Consider the following 20,574-nt stretch of genomic DNA (forward strand, 5'->3'; position numbering starts at 1 on the left):
CTGGGGTAGGACAACAGCTTCTTATGCCTTGCGGAGCCGGAAGGTGAGGGTCAGGGTGTCGTCAGTGAACGGCGCACCGTAGGAGTCGTCCACCTCGCCCATCCCGCCTTCCGTGAAGTCCGTCGCCAGGACTTCGTCGGCGATCAGCACCGAGTGGTCCGTGAGCGACTGGACGACCTCCGGGTCCGAGGACGTCCAGTGCAGCGCGATCCGGTCCGCGATGTCGAGGCCGGAGTTCTTCCGGGCCTCCTGGATGAGCCTGATCGCGTCCCGTGCGAGGCCGGCACGGCGCAACTCCGGGGTGATCTCCAGGTCCAGGGCTACGGTGGCGCCGGAGTCGGAGGCGACGGACCAGCCCTCGCGCGGGGTCTCGGTGATGATGACCTCCTCGGGGGTCAGCGGGATCCGCTCACCGTCGACGGTGACCGACGCGCCGCCCTCGCGCAGGGCCAGTGACAGTGCCGCGGCGTCCGTCTGGGCGATCGCCTTCGCCACCGCCTGCGTGCCCTTGCCGAAACGGCGGCCCAGCGCGCGGAAGTTGCCCTTGGCGGTGGTGTCGACGAGCGAGCCGCCCACGTCCGAGAGCGACGCCAGTTCGCTGACGTTCAGCTCCTCGGCAACCTGACGGCGCAGGTCGGGGGAGAGGGTCGAGAAACCCTGCGCGGCGACGAGTGCGCGGGACAGCGGCTGACGGGTCTTGACTCCGGACTCCGCGCGGGTGGCCCGGCCGAGCTCCACCAGGCGCCGGACCAGCAGCATGTCGCCCGACAGTTCCGGGTCGATGGCGTCCAGGTCGGCCACCGGCCAGGTCGCCAGATGCACCGACTCGGACGCGCCGTGCTGCACCGGTACGACCAGGTCCTGCCAGACCCGCTCGGAGATGAAGGGCACCAGCGGGGCCATCAGCCGGGTGACCGTCTCGATCGTGTCGTGCAGGGTGCGCAGCGCGGCCGGGTCGCCCTGCCAGAAGCGGCGCCTGGAGCGGCGCACATACCAGTTCGACAGGTCGTCGACGAAGGTGGACAGCAGCTTTCCCGCCCGCTGCGTGTCGTAGTTCTCCATCGCCACCGTCACCAGGTCGGTCAGCGCGTGCAGTTCGCTGAGCACCCAGCGGTCCAGCAGCGGTCGCTCGCCCGGAGCGGGGTCGGAGGCGGACGGCGCCCACTGGGAGGTACGGGCGTACAGCGCCTGGAAGGCGACGGTGTTCCAGTACGTCAGCAGCGTCTTGCGGACAACCTCCTGGATGGTGCCGTGCCCCACCCGCCGGGCGGCCCAGGGCGAGCCGCCCGCCGCCATGAACCAGCGCACCGCGTCGGCGCCGTGCTGGTCCATCAGCTGGATGGGCTCGAGGATGTTGCCCAGGTGCTTGGACATCTTCCGGCCGTCCTCGGCGAGGATGTGCCCGAGGCAGACGACGTTCTCATAGCTCGACTTGTCGAAGACCAGCGTGCCGATCGCCATCAGGGTGTAGAACCAGCCGCGCGTCTGGTCGATGGCCTCGCTGATGAACTGCGCCGGATACCGCTTCTCGAACAGCTCCTTGTTGCGGTACGGATAGCCCCACTGGGCGAAGGGCATCGACCCCGAGTCGTACCAGGCGTCGATCACCTCCGGGACGCGGGTCGCCGTGGCCCGGCAGTCGGGGCAGGGGAAGGTGATCGCGTCCAGGTACGGCCGGTGCGGGTCCAGCCGGGACTGGTCGGAGCCGGTCAGCTCGCTGAGCTCGGCGAGCGAGCCGACACAGGTGAGGTGATCCTCCGCGCAGCGCCAGATGGGCAGCGGGGTGCCCCAGTAGCGGTTCCGGGACAGCGCCCAGTCGATGTTGTTGTTCAGCCAGTCCCCGTAGCGGCCGTGCTTGACGGAGTCCGGGTACCAGTTGGTGCGTTCGTTCTCCCGCAGCAGGGCGTCCTTGATCTGCGTGGTGCGGATGTACCAGGACGGCTGCGCGTAGTAGAGCAGCGCGGTGTGGCAGCGCCAGCAGTGCGGGTAGCTGTGCTCGTAGGAAAGGTGGCGGAAGAGCAGGCCGCGGGCGTGGAGATCCTCGACGAGGGCCTCGTCGGCCTTCTTGAAGAACTGGCCGCCGACCAGTTCCAGATCCGGCTCGAACGTGCCGTCGGGGCGGACGGGGTTGACCACCGGGAGGCCGTAGGCGCGGCAGGTGAGGAGGTCGTCCTCACCGAAGGCGGGCGCCTGGTGGACCAGGCCGGTGCCGTCCTCGGTGGTCACATAGCCGGCGTTGACGACGAAGTTGGCGCCTTCCAGCGGGAGCAGGGTGAAGGGACGCTGATAGGACCAGCGCTCCATCTCTGCGCCGGTGAAGGACTGGCCTGTCGCCGTCCAGCCCTCGCCCAGTGCCTTCTCCAGCAGCGGCTCGGCGACCACCAGCCGCTCCTGCCCGTCGGTGGCGACCACATAGGTCACCTCGGGGTGGGCGGCGACGGCGGTGTTGGAGACGAGTGTCCAGGGAGTCGTCGTCCAGACCAGCAGCGCCGCCTCGCCCGCGAGCGGCCCGGAGGTCAGCGGGAGGCGGACGAACACCGACGGATCGACGACCGTCTCGTACCCCTGCGCCAGCTCGTGGTCCGAGAGGCCGGTGCCGCAGCGCGGGCACCAGGGGGCGACGCGGTGGTCCTGGACGAGCAGGCCCTTGCCGAAGATCTCCTTGAGCGACCACCAGACGGATTCGACATACTCCGGGTCCATGGTGCGGTAGGCGTCGTCCATGTCGACCCAGTAGCCCATCCGGGTGGTGAGCTGGGTGAAGGCGTCGGTGTGCCGGGTCACGGACTCGCGGCAGCGGGCGTTGAACTCCGCGATGCCGTAGTTCTCGATGTCCTGCTTGCCGTTGAAGCCGAGCTCCTTCTCGACGGCGAGCTCGACCGGCAGGCCGTGGCAGTCCCAGCCCGCCTTGCGGGCGACGTGGTAGCCCTGCATGGTGCGGAAGCGGGGGAAGACGTCCTTGAAGACGCGCGCCTCGATGTGGTGGGCCCCGGGCATGCCGTTGGCGGTGGGCGGACCTTCGTAGAACACCCACTCGGGACGGCCCTCGGACTGTTCCAGGCTGCGGGCGAAGATCTTCTGCTCGTGCCAGAAGTCGAGCACGGCGTGCTCCAGCGCGGGCAGGTCGATCTGCGGGGGCACCTGGCGGTACTGCGGCTGCGGGCTCATCGGGGTCGTCTTCCTCCGGCGGATGCGTGCACTTCCGTCGAAGGGACGAGAGCGCCCGCCTCCGGCGTGCTCCCGCGGTACCACCCTCCTTGGCGGCGGTCTCCCGTCGCCCCCTCATTGGGCAGCGCTGCCGGGTCTACTCGCTCCGGGGAGCTTTCTTCCGGCGGCTCCGGGGTGATCTTCGCGTCGCGCCGGCCCCCGGGCTCACACCGCCCCCGGGTCGCTCTTGACTGCACACGGACGCTACTCGTCCCCATCCTCGCCTGTCGCTGTGCCCAAGTGTACGGGCCGCCGCCGGAAGGAAGGAACGGTTTTCGGACCGCCGGGCTGGGCACAACGCTTTCGCGAGGAGTGCTGTGTACGAGGCTGTCCGCGGGACGGGGGACGGATCACGAATGATCCGGCGTGCCCAGTTGCCGTGTGCGCGAAGTCGATTTATCGTTCCGGTCACGATTCGCGAGCAAGATCACAATATGTGAAGGGGTCGCGGCCATGGTGGCGAGACGGACCACCGCGAAGGAGTCGGCGGAGAGTAGAACCGCCGGGGACGAGGCCGCCGCGGCGCCCGCGAGGAGCGCGGCCGAGACGGCTCCGGCCAAGAAAGCCGGGGAGAAGAAGGCAGCACCGAGGAAGGCGGCAGCGAAGAAGGCAGCACCCAAGAAGGCAGCACCCAAGAAGGCCGAGGCAAAGAAGACCCAGGTCAAGAAGGCAGCAGCCGAGAAGGTCGCCAAGAAGGCGCCTGCCGCGAGGCCGGGCGTCAGCAAGAAGTCCGCCGCGCAACCGGCCGCCGGGAAAGCGGCCGCGAAGAAGACAGGAGCCCAGAGGGTGGCTGCGAAGAAGACTCCGGCGGCGAAGGCCGCGGCGGTGCCCACCGCCCGTATGGCCCAGATGTCCGCCGCGACGGCCGGTGAACTCGCGGTACGCCCCGGCGAGGATCCGTGGACACCGGAGGAGGTGGCGGAGGCGCGAGCCGAGCTGGAGAGTGAGGCGGCGCGGCTGCACGCGGAGATCCTCGCCTCGGAGGAGGCGCTGGTCGGGCTGATGCGCGACTCCGGTGACGGCGCGGGCGACGACGACGCCGACACGGGCACGAAGAACATCACCCGCGAGCACGAGATGTCGCTGGCCGCCAACGCCCGCGAGATGGTCTACCAGACCGAGCGTGCGCTGGAGCGGCTGGAGGCCGGGACGTACGGGCTGTGCGAGAACTGCGGCAATCCGATCGGCAAGGCGCGTATGCAGGCCTTCCCCAGGGCGACGCTCTGTGTGGAGTGCAAGCAGAAGCAGGAGCGCCGTTGACGGTGACACGCCGCGTGTGTCGTACCCTCGTCACGTGACAGAGGCGGAGCGGGCGATCGGTACCCCCAACGAGCAGACCCCGGAGCAGAGCCCGGAGGGGCAGAAGCCGGGCGCGCATGAGGACGAGGCCGCGGCGGAGACCGAGAGCGGTGCCGAGGCCGCGGAGGAGCGTGCCGAGGAGCCGCCCTCGCGGGGCTCCCGCCGGATCCCGCTGCTCCTCGGGATCGCGGCTTTCGCCTATGTGCTGGATCTGATCACGAAGCTGATCGTCGTCGCCGAACTCGAGCCGGACCACACCGTGATCGAGGTGTTCGGCACGGTCCTGCAGTTCGAGGTGGTGCGGAACAAGGGCGCCGCCTTCGGGATGGGTGAGGCGCTCACGATCCTGCTGACGGGCATCGCCACCGTGGTGATCGTGGTGATCGCCCGGCTGGCCCGCAAGCTCTACAGCACGCCGTGGGCCATCGCGCTCGGGATGCTGCTGGGCGGCGCCTTCGGCAACCTCACCGACCGGATCTTCCGCTCGCCCGGCGTCTTCCAGGGCGCGGTGGTGGACTTCATCGCCCCCACCCACTTCGCGGTCTTCAACCTCGCCGACTCGGCGATCGTCAGCGGCGGCATCCTGATCGTGATCCTCTCCTTCCGCGGCCTGGACCCGGACGGCACGGTCCACCGCGACTAGGGTCTGACCTGACCTGACCTGACCTGACCCGGCGCGGCATCGCGCGGGTCAGGGCTTGTTGATGCGCACCGCGTAGGCGCCGCCGTCCCGCCGTTCGTCCACCGTCACCCGTACGCCGCCGGCGAAGGTGTGGGCGGCGCCCGCGCGGAACGGCGCGTCCCCCAGCTCGGCCAGCTCCTCGGGTGAGCGGTCCGCGCAGGCCCGGCCACCGTCGCTGTCCGGGCGGGAATCCACGACCCGCACGGGGCCGCGTCCGGTCTCCACACCGGAGTCGACGGTGTAGAGCAGTACGCCCTCGCCGCAGATCCGGTGGTCCAGGCCGGTCCTGGTGCGGGCCTCGGCGACGATCGCGCTGTCGGCGCTCGTCCTGACCACCGCGATGTTCGCGCCGTCGGCCGAGCCGAGGGGGGTGAGCGTATGGGCGCTGGTGCCGGAGTCCCGTACGCAGGCCACCTGGCCGTCGGAGAGCCAGCCGAACTTCCACTTGTGCCAGCCGATCAGATCCGAGATCCCGGCCATGCTCATGGTGTCCCAGCCGCCCGCGAACTCCACCGAGGCGCCGTTGCGCACGTTATAGAGGTCGGGCAGCCCGTAGAGGTGGTTGGCCTCGTGTACGAAGTTGCCGCGCTGCCAGGTGGGGGAGTCCGCCCGGCGGCCGAAGACGAGCGCGGCTCCCCGGATCGCCCGGTCGCCCGCCTTCAGCGAGTCGAAGATGTTCGCCTGCGAGACCGTGGGCCGCGCGGGCACGTTGTCGTCGGCCACCACGTAGACGAAGTCGGTGTCGCCGAAATCGGTGCCCTGCGCCCGTGCCGCGTCGATGGCGTCCTGCACGTACGTCTGCATGACCTCGGACTTGTTGCCCCGGGCGATGCGGTAGGAGGACCAGGTGCCCGGCATGCGGACCCAGTCGGCGGTGGGTTCGAGGGAGAGCCGGTACCTGCCGTAAGAGGCGCGGTGCACATAGTCGCTGCCGTAGTCGGCGAAGAAGGAGGAGCGCTCGTCGACCGGGCTGGCGGCTGGGATGTCGGGGAAGTCGACCATGATCATGGTGGCCTTCTTGCGGCCTTCCGGACGGATGTACTCCGGGCTCGTCGGTCCCTCGCCGAAACCCGGTGTCGCGGCGATCGCGCACGGGCCGGAGATGTCGAGAACGGCGTCCCCGGCTTCGGCTTGCGGCGCCAGCGCGACACCGAGAGTGGAGAGGGTGGTCGCGGTGGCGACGGCGATGAGGCGACGGCCGGGTATCCGGCAGCGGGCGTGCACTGGGGACATGCGGGGGGCTCCCTCCGAACGACTCGGACCGTAGTCACACGGTCACGGCGCGGGAGGGGCGGCGCATCCGGGGGTGAGCCGCGCGGGTGAGAACGGGAAACACGCCCCGGCAGTGGTACGGGACTCGCGGGGAGCCCGGAGGCGCCGGGTGAGCGGACCGCGTGTCGGGTTGCCTGCCGCCGGTCCTGCATACTCGGTCAGGTGAGCACCCTTCCCGAGGTCCGAACCCTGCACGTGCCCGACGGCCTGGAGGGCGAGCGCGTCGACGCCGCCCTTGCCCGGCTGTTCGGCTTCTCCCGTACGAAGGCCGCCGAGCTGACCGCCGGAGGCAAGGTACGGCTGGACGGCGCCGAGGCGGGCAAGTCGGACCGGGTGCAGGGCGGCGCCTGGATCGAGGTGGAGATGCCCCCGCCCGCCGCGCCGGTGCAGATCGTCGCAGAGCACGTCGAGGGCATGCACATCGTGCACGACGACCAGGACATCGTGGTGATCGTGAAGCCCGTGGGCGTCGCCGCGCACCCCAGCCCCGGCTGGACCGGCACCACCGTCATCGGGGGTCTCGCGGCGGCCGGATTCACCATCACCACCTCGGGTGCTGCCGAGCGGAAGGGCATCGTGCACCGGCTCGACGTCGGCACCTCGGGGCTGATGGTCGTCGCCAAGTCCGAGCGCGCCTACACCCTGCTCAAGCAGCAGTTCCGGGAGCGTACGGTCGACAAGCGCTACCACGCGCTCGTGCAGGGCCACCCGGATCCGCTCAGCGGCACCATCGACGCACCGGTCGGGCGGCACCCGCAGCACGACTACAAGTGGGCCGTCACCGCCGACGGCAAGCCCTCGGTGACCCACTACGACCTCGTCGAGGCGTTCCGCGCCGCGAGCCTGCTGGACATCAAGCTGGAGACCGGGCGCACCCACCAGATCCGGGTGCACATGGCCGCGCACCGGCACCCCTGCGTCGGCGACCTCACCTACGGCGCCGATCCGACGCTCGCCAAGCGGCTGAAGCTGGAGCGGCAGTGGCTGCACGCCGTGCGGCTCGGTTTCACCCACCCGGCGGACGGCAGCTGGGTCGAGTACGAGAGCGGCTATCCGGACGACCTCCAGCTCGCACTGGACCGGGTGCGCGCCGAAACCGGATAACCGCCGGCCACGGGCTCCCTCAGGCGCCGCCCGGGCCTTCCGAGGGGCTCTCGCCGGGACGCGGCGCGGGCAGCCCGCGAGCGGACTCCTGCGGCGGCGGCACGGCCGCCGCCGAGGTGGCGATGCGCGGCAGCGCGTACGGGTGTTCCCGCTGGAGCCAGGTGATCAGTTCCTCGCGCACCGCGCACTGCAAGGTCCACCAGTCGTCGGTGTCCTTCGCCGACATCGCGGCGCGCACCTGGATCGTGCTGGGAGTGCTGTCCGTGACGACGAGGTTCCAGCTGCGCCGGTCCCAGTCCTCACGGCCCTCCAGCACGGTGCGCAGATGCTCCCGCAGGGCCGGGACGGGGGCCGAGTGGTCGAGGTGCAGATACACCGTGCCGGTGATCTCTGTGCCGCCGCGCGACCAGTTCTCGTACGGCTTGCTGTTGAAGTAGGAGACCGGCATCGTCAGCCGCCGGTCGTCCCAGATCCGTACGGTCAAAAAGGCGAGGGACATCTCCTCGACCGTGCCCCACTCGCCTTCGACGACGACCGTGTCACCGATGCGCACCGACTCGCCGAAGGCGATCTGCACGCCGGCGAGGAAGTTGCCCAGCATCGTCTGGGCGGCCACGCCGGCGACGATCCCGATCAGACCCGCCGAGGCGAGCAGCGAGGCGCCCAGCGTCCGCAGGGCGGGGAAGAGCAGCAGCATCGCCAGCGCGGCGGCGATCATCGCCAGCACGAAGGTGAGCACCCGCTGGACCATGGTCAGCTGGGTGCGGAAGCGCCGCACCCGGGCCGGGTCGTTGGTCCGCGCGGCGTACCGGGCGAGTGAGGTCTCGGCCACGGCGGTGGCACAGCGTACGGCCAGCCAGACCAGGGAGCCCACGGTCACCAGCGCCAGCAGGTTCTTGACCAGTACGTCGTCCCCCGTGTCGATGCCGGTCCAGCCGTAGGCACCGTGCAGGGCGCCGGAGGCGAGCACCACCTGCAGGGGCAGCTGGCAGTTCCGCAGCAGGCCCCACAGCGGGGTCTCCGGATGCCTGCGGTCGGCCACGCTCAGTATCCGGTCGACCAGCCAGCCGACGGTGAGCGTGAGCGCGATCGTGGCACTGATCACCAGAAGCGGGCGCAGTACCTGCTCCATGCGGGTCTCAGCTCCTCTCACTGTGCGATGGACGGGGTTCACGGGGTGCCGAGGACCGGCCAGCCGCCGGAAACGCTAGCTGGCAGGATGGGCAGGTACGAAATCACCTACCTGTGGGAAGAGACACCATCGTGGCCACTGTCGTGCTGTTCCACTCCGCCTATGGCCTGCGCCCCGCCGTGCACAGCGCAGCCGAACGACTGCGGGCGGCGGGCCATCAGGTGCTCGTTCCCGACCTCTACGAGGGGCGGCAGGCCGCCACCGTCGAGGAGGGCATGGTGATCAAGGACGAGATCGGCCGTGACGAGCTGCTCCGCCGCGCGATCACGAAGACGGCCCCGCACTCGTCGGAGGGGCTCGTCTACGCCGGGTTCTCGCTCGGCGGCTCGGTGGCCCAGACCCTGGCGCTGGGTGACGAGAAGGCGCGCGGGCTGCTGCTGTTCCACGGCACCTCGGACATCGCCGACGACGCCGCCGTGGACGAGCTTCCCGTGCAGCTGCATGTCGCCGACCCGGATCCGTTCGAGCCGCACGACTGGCTGAGCGCGTGGTATCTGCGGATGGTGCGGGCGGGCGCGGAGGTGGAGGTCTACAGCTATCCGGGGGCCGGCCACATCTACACCGACCCGGAGCTCGACGACCACGACGCGGAGGCGGCGGCGCAGACCTGGCACACGGCCCTGGCCTTCCTCTCGGAGTTGTAGCCCGCCGGCGCCGGTGAAGCGGCTCAGGGCCGGGTGCAGCGCCCCGTCCCCGCGCTCTTGTCCGCCGCGCAGAGGTACACGCGGTCGCCAGGGTCATCGCTCAGATAGCGGCCGACGCATTCGTCCGAGGAGGTCATGCCCTCACTCGCGCACCAGTCGGCCACCGCGTTGCCGTCGCCGAACTCGCCGCCGCCGCCCGCCTCCGGCCCGGCCACGTAGAACATCCAGTAACCCTCCCGCAGCGAGCCGTACTTGTCGCTGTCCACATAACGCACGCCCGGCACCTTGCTGTTCAGCGCCCGGTGCCGCTGCGCACGGGCCGTCGCTCCGTCGGTCTTCGGTACGGACGCGAGCTGGGCGACCCAGGCATCGCTGCCCGCATCGCCGGGCAACGGCGCTTCGGAGGTCGGCGGCGCCGAGGCGCTCGCGGTCGGCGAGCCCGGCCCGGAGGGGGTGGGCGTCTCCAGCGGACGGGGCGATCCTGGCTCGGTGGTCCGCGTGTCCTGGTTCTTCGGAGCGTCCGGGCTCTTCGAGGAGCGGGTGGGGCCGGGGCCGCCGCCGTCGGCGCTGTCCGAGGTGTCTCCGCCGCGGGTGATGAGGAACGCGCTCCCCGCGATGAGCGCGGCCACCGCCACCGCGGCTCCGGCGACCATCGCACCGCGTCCCCGCCGCGAAGTCCGCGGCGGTGCCGTCGGGAACTGCGAGGCCACCGGTGTCCGCGGTGTCGCCTCCCCGGGAGGGCGGACCGGAGAGGGGGGCGGCGGTGCCTGGAAAGCGGCGGGCCTCGGGACCGCGGTCCGGGTGGGCAGATACGGAGCGGCGGTGCGCCCGGCGGCCGCGTCGGCCAGCATGTCCGCGAGCTGCCCGGCGTCCGGCCGCTCCGCCGGGTCCCGTACGAGCAGCGCGTTCAGTACGGGTGTCAGCCCGCCGCTGCGCACCGGCGGCGGTACCGGGTCGTCCAGGACGGCGGCCAGCGTCGCCAGGCTGGTGCCCCGGCGCAGCGGACTGTGCCCCTCGGTGCACACGTACAGCGTCATGCCGAGTGACCACAGGTCGCTGGAGGGGTCGTCGGCCGTTCCCCGGATCCGCTCCGGGGCGATGTACTCGGGTGAGCCGATGAGTTCGCCGGTGGCGGTGAGCGAGGAGGAGCCCTGGAGCGCGGCGATCCCGAAGTCGGTGAGGACGGCGCTGCCGTCCTCACGCAGCAGGACGTTCGCCGGCTTGACGTCACGGTGCTGGATTCCGGCGGCGTGCGCGGCGCGCAGCGCCTCCAGTACCTGGAGCCCGATCCCCGCGGCCTCAGCGGCCTCCAGAGGCCCTTGCGCCAGCCTCTCGTGCAGGCCGTTGCCGGGCAGCAGCTCCATCACGATCCACGGATACGGTCCCTGGTCCACGATGTGATGAACCGTCACCACGTGCCGGTGACTGAGCCGGGCCAGCGCCTGCGCCTCGCGGAGCACCCGCTCCCGCAGCAGCCGCGACGCCTCCGAGTCCTCCGGAGTCATGGCCGGGTCGACGGGCCGTACTTCCTTCAGTGCCACCTCGCGGTGCAGCACGGTGTCACGGGCCCGCCACACCGTGCCCATGCCTCCGCTGCCGAGCATGTCCAGCAGTTCGAAGCGGCCGTCAATGATCTGTCCCCGAGTTCCCCCAGCCATGGGGCCAGAGTACGGGCTGCGCCGGGCGCCGGTGGACGGCCGCCGGAACGGCCGACGGGCAGGCACACCCCTCGCGGAGTGCCTGCCCGTCGCGCCCGGATGAGCCCCGGCGCTACTCCTTCGCGCCCTTGGAGCCGCTCTTGGCGATCTCCTGGTCCACCAGGGTGTTGAACTGCTCGGGTGTCATGGGCGGGCTGCCCTGCGCGTTCGCCTTCAGGTGGGTGCCGTCGAGTTTGACGGTCGGGGTCCCGGTGACCCCGGACTTGTCGAACTTCTTGGACATCTTCACGGCCCACGCGTCGTACGTGCCGTTGGTGACGGCCTTCTCGAACTCCTTGTTGCCCTTCAGCTCCTTGACGTCCTGGGCCAGGTCGACGAGGTGCTTGTCGTCGGCGAAGGCGTCGTCCGTCTCCTCGGGGTGGACGTCCTTGGAGTACAGGAGCTCCTTGTACTCGAGGAACGCCTCCGGGCTGACGTTCAGCGCGGCGCCGAGCGCGCTCAGCGCGTTCCTGGAGCCTGTGCCCTCGCCCGCCGGGTTGTTGTCGAGGAAGGTGCCGAAGGTGAAGTCCGCCTTGTACTTCCCCTTCTCGATGTCCTCGAGAAGGACCTTGCCGTTCGCCTGCTCGAAGCTGGAACAGATCGGGCAGCGCATGTCCTCGAAGACGCCGAGCGTGTGCTTGGCCTTCTTGTCACCGATGATGATGCTGGTGCCGTTCTTGCCGCTGGCGTTGTCCGGAGCGGCGTACTTCTGCGCCTTGCCCTCGACCTGGACGCTGCCGCCGACGCCCTTCTTGGCCAGCTTCTCGGCGGCACCCCAGTCGCTGTTGTCGCCCTCTCCGCCGTTGCCGCCCATGCTCGAGACGGCGACTCCGACACCGGCGGCGATGGCGAGCACACCGACGATGGACCCGGCGACCACCAGCTGGCGCCGTACCCTCTCCTTCTTCGCCTGCTGCTCACGCTCGATGCGCAGCCGCTCGCGGGCGGCGCGCTTGGCTTCCTGGCTGTTGCGCTTGCTCATTCTCGGTCTTCTCCGTGTGTACGTATGCGGGGACGTGGGGTTCTCAGACGGCGGCCGGGACGGCCGCCGGAGGTCCACGGCGCAGCACGGAGTGTTTGAGGGGCGTGAAGGAGCGCGCGGCGCGTACGGGGAGCGCGCGGGCGGTACCGGCCGGCGGTCCGGCGACCGGACGGCAGCCGGTCACCGCGAGCAGCAGCGGCCGGAAGGCGGTGGCGCCCGCAGCGCGCAGCAGCCGCGCGACCGCCGCCTCGCCGCGGCGCAGCCACGCCGCCGCGAGCAGGCCGACCGCCAGGTGGGCGGCGAGCAGAAGCCACGGCGAACCAGGATGGGCGCCTGCCGGGAGGGCAGAGCCGCCGTGCGCCATCCGGGCCAGCGGGGTACCGACCTCGCCTCCGGCGCAGACGAAATCGATGCCGACCGAGCGCAGCGGCCCCGTCACCGGGCCGCCCGCCTGTCCGTAACAGGCGTGCTGGCCGCTGGTGAAGACGGTGTCCGCGAAGAGTTCGAGCGGGATCAGCAGCGCCGCGATCCGCCCGTAGCCGCGCTCACGGTCGGCGAGGGCGAAGGCGATCAGGAAGACGACGACGCTGAGGACGGCCAGCATGGTGGGCGGCACCGGCGTACCGGAGAGCAGCACATGGGCGCCCGCGGACAGCGCGACGCACAGCGCGGTGAAGACTCCCGCCCGCGCTGCCCGTATGCCTGCTGCTGCCATACCCATCGACGCCCGAGTGTGCCACGGGAGGGCGTAAGAGACGACTAAAGGGGCCGCTGCCGGGGGCGGCCCGGTATCCGAATGTTACGTACGGACCGGGCCGGAGGCAGCGGCAGCAGCAGAGTCACCGGACCGCCGCGCGACGGTAGGCCCAGGTGGCGGCGGCCAGCGAGACCACGCCGACGGCAGCGCACACGCCCAGGTCGAACAAGACGTGCCCCCAGTCCGGGCTGTGCTCGAACGTCCGGGCCAGCGCCTCGACGCCGTAGGTCGACGGCAGCAGGTCGCGGACCCACTGCACCGGCTCGGGCAGCCGGCCGCCCGGCAGGACGCCCAGCAGCAGCGCCGCCGACATGCCCAGCTGCCCGCAGAGTGTCGCCAGCTCGGCGCGCGGGGCGAGCAGCCCGAGTGCGGCGCCCAAGCCCGCCAGTGCGGCCCCGGCCAGCGGAATCACCGCCACCAGCACCCACAGTCCGCCCATCGGCAGCGAGAACAGCACACTCCCGGCAACCGCCGTGATGACGACCCCGGGCACGGTGAAGGAGGCGTACGCCCCCGCCGCGCCCAGCACCACGGCGGCCGCGGGCACCGGGAGCGTCGCGTAGTGGTCGAGCCCGCCGGACGCCCGTAGCTGCCCGAAGTACTGCGCCAGCAGATTCAGCGCGACGAAGGCCACCACGAGCACGCTGGAACCGGCGACGACCGCCCGTGCCTCGGCCCCGCCGTCGACGACGCCGCGCATCAGGACCATGATCCCCAGCGACTGGAAGGTGGCCACGAAGAGCAGCGGGATCCGCGCCACCCGGGCGCGGGAGAGCTGGGCGCGGTAGACGGCGCCCAGCGCGGGCCACAGCCGGGCGCGCGGGGCCAGCGGCGCGGGGGTCGCGGGCGCGTGTGCCGTGGTGGCCCCGGTGACGGGCGCGGTCGCGGCACGTGCGCCGGGTCCGGAAACGCCGGGCGGTTCCGTCACGGCCGGGGCCGGGCCCCTGGCCGCCGCCGTGCTCACCGCACCCCGCTTGCGTACCGGCAGCGCCGCGCCGTCTCCCGGGCGGGCGCCGGATGCACCCGGCAGGAGGGGCACGCCGGGTGTGCCGGACGCGTCGGACGTGCGGCGACGGGCCGCGCTTCCAGAGAACAGCGCGCCGCGCGGACCGTCCGCGACGGTCGGGGGGCAAACGTACTCACGCCTTCACCAAGCCTTCCGTACGTCCCCCGAGAGCCAGATAGACATCTTCCAGGCTCGGCGTGGCGAGCGTGAAATCGTCGAGCGCCGCGAACGCGGGGCCGCCGGTCACGGCCGTGACCGCGTCCCTGGCGGCCTGCGGCGTGAGGCGCAGCGTCCAGCGGCGGCCCGACATGGCCGCGTCGGCGGCCAGCGCGGCGACTTCCGCCACCTCCAGGGGCGCCCGCTCGCGCCACACCAGATCCAGCCGTACGTCGTCGCCGACCAGCGCCTTCAGACCGCCCGGGGTGTCACAGGCGATCACCCGGCCGCGGTCCATGACCGCCACCCGGTCCAGCACGGTCTCGGCCTCTATGACGTTGTGCGTGACCAGCACCACGCTCGCGCCCCGCTCCGCGCGGCGCCGGTCCACGGCGGCCCAGACAGCCCGCCGGGCGACCGGGTCCATGCCGGTGGTCGGTTCGTCCAGCACGAGCAGCGGACGTTCGCCGACCAGGGCCGTGGCCACACACGCAAGGCGGCGCTGCCCGCCGGAGAGTTTCTTGAGCGGACGTCCGGCGATCTCGCCGAGTTCCAGCTCCTCGATCACGGTGTCGCGCTCGCGGCGGGCTTCCCGCAGCTCCAGCCCGCGCAGTCGCGCGGTGGTCTCGACTGCCAGCGACACCGTCAGTTCGTCGAGCGCGCTGGACTCCTGCCCCAGATAGGCCAGCAGCCGCGCCGCCCGGTCGGGATGCCGCACGAGGTCGTGGCCGAGCACGTGGACGCTGCCCGAGTCGGGCCGCAGGAGGCCGGTCAGCTGCCGTACGAGGGTGGACTTCCCGGCGCCGTTGGGACCAAGCAGCCCGAAGATCTCGCCCCGGTGCACGGTGACACTGACGCCGTCACTGGCCCGTACGGGAGGGGTGCCCGGCGTACCGCGCCGCGTCCGGCCGGCCGGATATGTCTTGACAAGGTCGCTTGTCCGAACGACGGCTCCCGTCGGCCTGTCCACGCTCCCCACCGCCTGCCCCGTGACCGTACCCACGAACTACGAGGGTACGCGGCCTGCCCGCGCTCCCCGCGACAGGGGGCTGCCTGCGTCTGCCGTCGGGCGGGAGGTCCTCTACTCCGAGGCCGGGGCCCGGTCGGTTTCCGTCAGTGAATCGACCTCACGCCAGAAGCCCGCCCGGATGGCGTACCGGTCGTGTTCGTCGATCTGGTCGTCCTTGTGCGCGAGCAGTCCGAACCGGGCTGCGTAACGCAGCAGTTCGCCGTCGATCCGGTGCGGGATGCGCGGGTACTCGCGGGAGAGGTGCTGGAGGTGTACGGGTGTGGCGAGCCGGGCCGTCCAGCGGCGGGCGAAGACCTGGCCGACCTCGAACGGGTCACCGCTGACGGCGGTGATGTCCTCCTCGCGGTCCGCCCAGCGCTGCTCCGCCGTGGTGAGCTGCGCCAGCATCGGCAGCGCCGCGATCTCCGGTGCCTCCCCGGTGGAGCCCGCCCGGTCGACCCAGCCCCGGTCGGAGGACCAGCGGAGGGTGGCGGCCGGCTGTACGGCGGGCGCGGCGGCGGATACGGCAGACGGTGCGGGGCGGCCGAGCCCGGCGAGATCCTTGGGCGTCGGCACGCCGGGGTGGCTCTCGCTCCGGGACGGCGCCGCCTCCGCACCGGGGGCACCCTTCCCGGCGGCCCCCTGGTCTCTCTCGCCTTCGGTGGTGTGTTCGGCAGGCGGCGCCGTGGCCGCCCCGGGGGAGGGCGGCGCCGCGCCGTTCTTCGCGGATTCCGGCAGCGGGGCGGAGAGGATCGCCGCGATCTCCGGCCCTGGTGCGGACTGCGGGGCGCACACACCGCTGAGGTCCTTCGCGTGCACCGCCTGGGTGATCCACGCGCGGTCCAGCACCCGCCGCTCGTCCGCCTCGGCGACGAGATCCTCGGACTGGTTGTAGTCGCCGTCTGCGGCCTGCACGGCCCACAGGTGCACGGCGACGCCGTGTTCCTTGGCGGACATCAGACCGGGCAGCAGATCGCCGTCGCCCGTGACCAGCACGATGTCCGAGCAGGCGCGGTTGCGGGCGAGTTCGGTCAGCTCCGCGTGCATCGCGGCGTCGACGCCCTTCTGTGCCCAACGGCCCTCGCTCCGGGTGAGGGCACCAAGGCGTACGGTCACCCGGGGCATGACGCGCAGCCGCCGGTGCTCCGGCTGCGGCACGCGGTCCGGCGCGCCGTCGAACCAGTAGATGCGCAGCAGCGCGCACTGCGTATCACCCTGGGCGCGCTCGCGCAGGGCCTGGATCAGCGCCACGTGATCCACGTTGATCCGGGAACGGGTCGGCTCCCCGGCCAGCAGACTCGCGGCGGCGCCCAGCAGGTATCCGGCGTCCACCAGGACGACGCAGCGGTCCACGTTCCACCTTCTCTCGCAGGAGGTTTCCCGAGAGTCTGCCCGACCGTACGAGTGTTAACTGTCCGAGCTCGATCATCGGCGTGGCGGGCTCAGGAGAATGCTCTTACTCATGGTAATTGCCCAGCATGCACCATTCGTCCCCCTATGCAAGGCTGTTTTCGGCCCACCGGCACACACCTCTGGAGGACGAAAATGGCCAAGAACAAGAACCGAGAACGCAAACAGCAACAACGCTCCTCGGCCGAGCGCGGTGCGGCGCAGGCGAGGACTGCCGCCGCCGAGGCGCAGTCCGGGGAGATGAAGTCGGAGGTCACCCCGTCCACCGTGGCGCAGAAGGGACGCAAGAAGAGCTTCGGCCACAACTGACCGCCGCTGCCATAAGGACAGGGCCGAGGGGCACGCCGCCGGGCGCGCCCCTCGCTGCCGGCCCGGCGCTCGTGCTGCGCCCGGCTGCGCGCCTTGTACCGGTGAACCGCCCGCTCAGCCGGTGAGGCAGGCCGGGCCCAGCAGTTGCTTCAGGTCTCCGAAGAGGGCCGGGTCGACCGTCACACGGTGGCGGTCCAGCCGCAGAACCGTGGTGCTGCGGCTGCCCTGCAGCTTCACCCGTACCTCGGTGGCGCCCCGGTGGTGGGTGAGGACCTCGCCCAGCTTCTCCACCAGGGGCGGGGTGATCTTCACGGTCGGGATGGTGATGGTCACGGGGGCGTTCGCCGAAGCCTCGCTCAAGTCCGGGATCATCAGCTCCATCGCGACCAGCCGGGGGACGTCCTCGCGCTTGTCGAGACGGCCCTTCACGAAGACGACCGCGTCCTCCACCAGCTGTGTGGAGACCAGCTGGTAGGTCGCCGGGAAGAACATGCAGTCGATGGAGCCCGCGAGGTCCTCGACGGTGGCGATGGCCCAGGCGTTGCCCTGCTTGGTCATCTTGCGCTGCAGCCCGGAGATGATGCCGCCGATGGTGACGATGGAGCCGTCCGAGTAGTCACCGCCGGTCAGCTGGGCGATCGCCGCGTCCGCCTTGTCGTTGAGCACGTGCTCAAGACCGAACAGCGGGTGGTCGGAGACATAGAGGCCGAGCATCTCCCGCTCCTGGGCGAGCAGATAGGTCTTCTCCCACTCGATGTCGGAGAACTCGACGTCGAGCCCGAACGCGGGCTTGTCCTCCCCCGCGTCGTCGTTCATGCCGCCGAAGAGGTCGAACTGACCCTCGGCCTCCTTGCGCTTGACCGCGACGACATTGTCGATCATCGATTCGAAGTGCGCGGTCAGCCCCTTGCGGGTGTGCCCCATCTCGTCGAAGGCACCGGCCTTGATCAGGGACTCGACCGTGCGCTTGTTGCACACGACGGCCTCGACCTTGTCCAGGAAGTCGGGGAAGGAGGCGTACGTCCCCTTGGCCTTGCGGGACCGCACGATCGAGTCGACGACGTTCTGCCCGACGTTCCGCACGGCGGTGAGACCGAAGACGATGGTGTCGTCTCCGCGCGGAGTGAAGTTCGCGTCCGACTCGTTGACGTCCGGCGGCAGCACCTTGATGCCCATCTTGCGGCATTCGTTGAGATAGACCGCCGACTTGTCCTTGTCGTCCCGGACCGAGGTCAGCAGCGCGGCCATGTACTCGGCCGGATAGTTCGCCTTGAGATAGGCCGTCCAGTAGGTGACCAGCCCGTACGCCGAGGAGTGCGCCTTGTTGAAGGCGTATCCGGCGAACGGCACCAGCACGTCCCAGACCGCCTGGATCGCCTCGTCCGAGTAGTTCTTGGCCCGGGCGCCCTTCTGGAAGTTGACGAACTCGGCGTCCAGCACTTCCTTCTTCTTCTTGCCCATCGCCCGGCGCAGCAGGTCCGCCTGCCCCAGGGTGTACCCGGCGAGCACCTGAGCCGCCTTCTGCACCTGCTCCTGGTAGACGATGAGGCCGTAGGTGATCCCCAGGACCTCCTTGAGCGGCTCCTCCAGATCCGGGTGGATCGGGGTGATCTCCTGCTGGCCGTTCTTCCGGAGGGCGTAGTTGATATGGGAGTTCATCCCCATCGGGCCCGGACGGTAGAGCGCCGAAACGGCGGAAATGTCCTCGAAGTTGTCGGGCTTCATCAGACGCAGCAGGGAACGCATGGGGCCGCCGTCGAACTGGAAGACGCCCAGAGTGTCGCCACGGCAGAGCAGCTCGAAGGTCTTGGGATCGTCCAGCGTCAGGTCGAGGAGGGTCAGTTCCACGCCCTTGTTCTTCTTGATGAGCTTGACCGCGTCATCCATGATCGTGAGGTTGCGCAGCCCCAGGAAGTCCATCTTCAGCAGGCCGAGCGCCTCACAGCTCGGATAGTCCCACTGGGTCACCACGGTGCCGTCGTTCTTCGGGGAGAAGACGGGCACATGGTCGATCAGCTTCTCGCTGGACATGATCACACCGGCCGCGTGCACGCCCATCTGCCGGACCAGGCCCTCGATGCCCATGGCGGCGTCGATGACCTTGGTGACATCCGGATCGTTCTCGTACATCCCCCGGATCTCACCTGCCTCGCTGTAGCGGGGGTGCTTCTTGTCGGTGATCCCGGACAGCGGGATGCCCTTGCCCAGGACGTCGGCGGGCATCGCCTTGGTGAGCCGGTCACCCATCGCGTACGGATAACCCAGCACGCGGGAGGCGTCCTTGATCGCGTTCTTCGCCTTGATGGTGCCGTAGGTGCCGATCATGGCGACCTTGTCGGCGCCGTACTTGTCGGTGACATAGCGGATCACGTCACCGCGCCTGCGCTCGTCGAAGTCGATGTCGACATCCGGCATGGAGACACGCTCCGGGTTGAGGAACCGCTCGAAGATCAGACCATGGGTAATCGGATCGAGGTCCGTGATGCCCATCGCGTACGAGACGATCGAGCCCGCCGCCGAACCGCGCCCCGGGCCGACCGCGATCCCGTTGTTCTTCGCCCACATGATGAAGTCGGCGACGACGAGGAAGTAGCCCGGGAACCCCATCTCGATGATGATGTCCATCTCGTACTCCGCCTGCCGCTGGCGGTCCTCCGGGATCCCCCCGGGATAGCGGCGGGCCATGCCGCGGGCGACCTCGTCCTTGAACCAGGTCACCTCCGTGTACCCCTCGGGCACCTCGAAGCGCGGCATCAGATTGCGGGTCTCGAACATCCCGGCCGTGTCGACACGCTCGGCGATCAGCAACTGGGTGTTGCGGCAGCCCTGCTGCCAGACCTCCGAGGAGTCGATCGCGTACATCTCGGCGGCCGACTTGAGGTAGTAGCCCGCGCCGTCGAACCTGAAACGGTCAGGATTGGAGAGGTTGTTGCCCGTCTGGATGCACAGCAGCGTGTCGTGGGCCGAGGCCTCGCGCTCATAGGTGTAGTGCGAGTCGTTGGTGACGACGAACGGCGCGTCCAGCTTCCGGGCGATCTCCTCCAGGCCCGCCCGCGCGCGCTTGTCGATCTCGATCCCGTGGTCCATCAGCTCGACGAAGAAGTTCTCCTTGCCGAAGATGTCCTGATACTCCCCGGCGGCCCGCACCGCCTCATCCATCTGGCCCAGCCGGATCCGGGTGCTCACCTCGCCCGAAGGACAGCCGGTGGTGGCCATCAGACCCTGAGCACACTCCGCCAGCAGCTCCTTGTCCATCCGCGGTTTGCGGAAGAAACCCTCCAGGCTGGCCCGCGACTGCGCGCGGAAGAGATTGTGCAGCCCCGTGCTGTCCCGCGCCCACATCGTCATGTGCGTGTACGCGCCGTTGCCCGAGACGTCGTCCCGCTTCTGATGCGGGGTGCCCCATTTGACCGGCCGGGTGTTCCGGCGGGACTCCGGGGCGAGATACGCCTCGATGCCCATCACCGGGGTGACCCCGGCGCCCTTCGCCTGATGGAAGAAGTCGTACGCGCCGTGCAGGTTGCCGTGATCGGTCATCGCGATATGGGACATGCCCATCTCGCCGCAGGCGTTGAACATGTCCTTCAGACGCGCGGCACCGTCCAGCAGCGAATACTGAGTGTGCACATGCAGATGAGTGAACGGCTGCTCGGTCACGGGATGGGCCACCTCCGGCGCGGGACTTCTGGGGCGAGTGGGGAAGTCTACGACGCGCGCTTTTATGCGCTCGGCTCGCCTCCGCGGGCTCGTACCCGGTGTCGACACTCCTCCTGTGCGCTCGGCTCGCCTCCGCGGGCTCGTACCCGGTGTCGACACTCCTCAGCGCTGCACTCGCTCGTTCCTCGCTC

At 70.3% G+C, this 20,574-nt stretch carries 15 protein-coding genes; 5 read left to right on the plus strand and 10 right to left on the minus strand.

Translation table 11 applies throughout. The features are described from left to right. Positions 1 to 21: 21 nt before the first annotated feature. Positions 22 to 3,168, minus strand: coding sequence for an isoleucine--tRNA ligase (ileS, locus tag LHJ74_RS26435; RefSeq protein ID WP_260220753.1), 3,147 nt, complete (start codon positions 3,166 to 3,168; stop codon positions 22 to 24). Positions 3,169 to 3,660: 492 nt separating this feature from the next. On the opposite strand from ileS, the gene LHJ74_RS26440 reads away from it, so the two are divergent. Both LHJ74_RS26440 and lspA read left to right on the plus strand, forming a co-directional pair. Then, a complete protein-coding gene (locus LHJ74_RS26440) occupies positions 3,661 to 4,467 on the plus strand; it encodes a TraR/DksA family transcriptional regulator (protein ID WP_260220754.1) in 807 nt (268 codons plus the stop codon). A 34-nt stretch (positions 4,468 to 4,501) separates the two neighbouring features. After that, positions 4,502 to 5,149, plus strand: coding sequence for a signal peptidase II (lspA, locus tag LHJ74_RS26445; protein ID WP_260220755.1), 648 nt, complete (start codon positions 4,502 to 4,504; stop codon positions 5,147 to 5,149). A 48-nt stretch (positions 5,150 to 5,197) separates the two neighbouring features. Here the strand turns inward: lspA and LHJ74_RS26450 are convergent, their stop codons facing one another. Continuing rightward, the gene (locus LHJ74_RS26450; protein WP_260220756.1) at positions 5,198 to 6,421 is read right to left on the minus strand and encodes a metallopeptidase domain-containing protein; all 1,224 of its coding nucleotides are present in this window, start codon (positions 6,419 to 6,421) and stop codon (positions 5,198 to 5,200) included. A gap of 201 nt (positions 6,422 to 6,622) precedes the next feature. Here LHJ74_RS26450 and LHJ74_RS26455 point away from each other — a divergent pair, with 201 nt between their 5' ends. Further along, positions 6,623 to 7,564 (plus strand): RluA family pseudouridine synthase, encoded by a 942-nt coding sequence (locus tag LHJ74_RS26455; RefSeq protein ID WP_260220757.1) that lies wholly within the window; start codon positions 6,623 to 6,625, stop codon positions 7,562 to 7,564. A 19-nt stretch (positions 7,565 to 7,583) separates the two neighbouring features. Here LHJ74_RS26455 and LHJ74_RS26460 read toward each other — a convergent pair whose 3' ends face one another. Next, positions 7,584 to 8,696: a mechanosensitive ion channel family protein gene (locus tag LHJ74_RS26460; protein WP_260220758.1), complete on the minus strand. Its 1,113-nt coding sequence runs from the start codon at positions 8,694 to 8,696 to the stop codon at positions 7,584 to 7,586. Positions 8,697 to 8,827: 131 nt separating this feature from the next. Between LHJ74_RS26460 and LHJ74_RS26465 the strand changes: the two genes are divergently transcribed. Further along, the gene (locus LHJ74_RS26465) at positions 8,828 to 9,400 is read left to right on the plus strand and encodes a dienelactone hydrolase family protein (RefSeq protein ID WP_260220759.1); all 573 of its coding nucleotides are present in this window, start codon (positions 8,828 to 8,830) and stop codon (positions 9,398 to 9,400) included. A 23-nt stretch (positions 9,401 to 9,423) separates the two neighbouring features. Here LHJ74_RS26465 and LHJ74_RS26470 read toward each other — a convergent pair whose 3' ends face one another. The 6 genes from LHJ74_RS26470 to LHJ74_RS26495 all read right to left on the minus strand — a co-directional run bounded on the left by LHJ74_RS26470 (position 9,424) and on the right by LHJ74_RS26495 (position 16,360). Next, a complete protein-coding gene (locus LHJ74_RS26470) occupies positions 9,424 to 11,058 on the minus strand; it encodes a serine/threonine-protein kinase (RefSeq protein WP_260220761.1) in 1,635 nt (544 codons plus the stop codon). Positions 11,059 to 11,170: 112 nt separating this feature from the next. After that, positions 11,171 to 12,079: a thioredoxin domain-containing protein gene (locus LHJ74_RS26475; RefSeq protein ID WP_260220762.1), complete on the minus strand. Its 909-nt coding sequence runs from the start codon at positions 12,077 to 12,079 to the stop codon at positions 11,171 to 11,173. A 43-nt stretch (positions 12,080 to 12,122) separates the two neighbouring features. After that, positions 12,123 to 12,800 (minus strand): hypothetical protein, encoded by a 678-nt coding sequence (locus LHJ74_RS26480; protein WP_260220763.1) that lies wholly within the window; start codon positions 12,798 to 12,800, stop codon positions 12,123 to 12,125. Positions 12,801 to 12,918: 118 nt separating this feature from the next. After that, positions 12,919 to 13,764: an ABC transporter permease gene (locus LHJ74_RS26485; protein WP_260220764.1), complete on the minus strand. Its 846-nt coding sequence runs from the start codon at positions 13,762 to 13,764 to the stop codon at positions 12,919 to 12,921. Positions 13,765 to 13,975: 211 nt separating this feature from the next. Further along, positions 13,976 to 14,968: an ABC transporter ATP-binding protein gene (locus LHJ74_RS26490; protein WP_260220788.1), complete on the minus strand. Its 993-nt coding sequence runs from the start codon at positions 14,966 to 14,968 to the stop codon at positions 13,976 to 13,978. Positions 14,969 to 15,079: 111 nt separating this feature from the next. Then, positions 15,080 to 16,360: an NYN domain-containing protein gene (locus tag LHJ74_RS26495; protein ID WP_260220765.1), complete on the minus strand. Its 1,281-nt coding sequence runs from the start codon at positions 16,358 to 16,360 to the stop codon at positions 15,080 to 15,082. A gap of 192 nt (positions 16,361 to 16,552) precedes the next feature. Between LHJ74_RS26495 and LHJ74_RS26500 the strand changes: the two genes are divergently transcribed. Continuing rightward, positions 16,553 to 16,726, plus strand: a complete 174-nt coding sequence (locus tag LHJ74_RS26500) for a hypothetical protein (RefSeq protein ID WP_260220766.1) — start codon at positions 16,553 to 16,555, stop codon at positions 16,724 to 16,726. 114 nt (positions 16,727 to 16,840) lie between these two features. Here LHJ74_RS26500 and dnaE read toward each other — a convergent pair whose 3' ends face one another. Continuing rightward, positions 16,841 to 20,383, minus strand: a complete 3,543-nt coding sequence (gene dnaE / locus LHJ74_RS26505; protein ID WP_260220767.1) for a DNA polymerase III subunit alpha — start codon at positions 20,381 to 20,383, stop codon at positions 16,841 to 16,843. Positions 20,384 to 20,574: the final 191 nt, after the last annotated feature.

The organism is Streptomyces gossypii (assembly GCF_025165795.1).
GTDB lineage: Bacteria > Actinomycetota > Actinomycetes > Streptomycetales > Streptomycetaceae > Streptomyces > Streptomyces gossypii.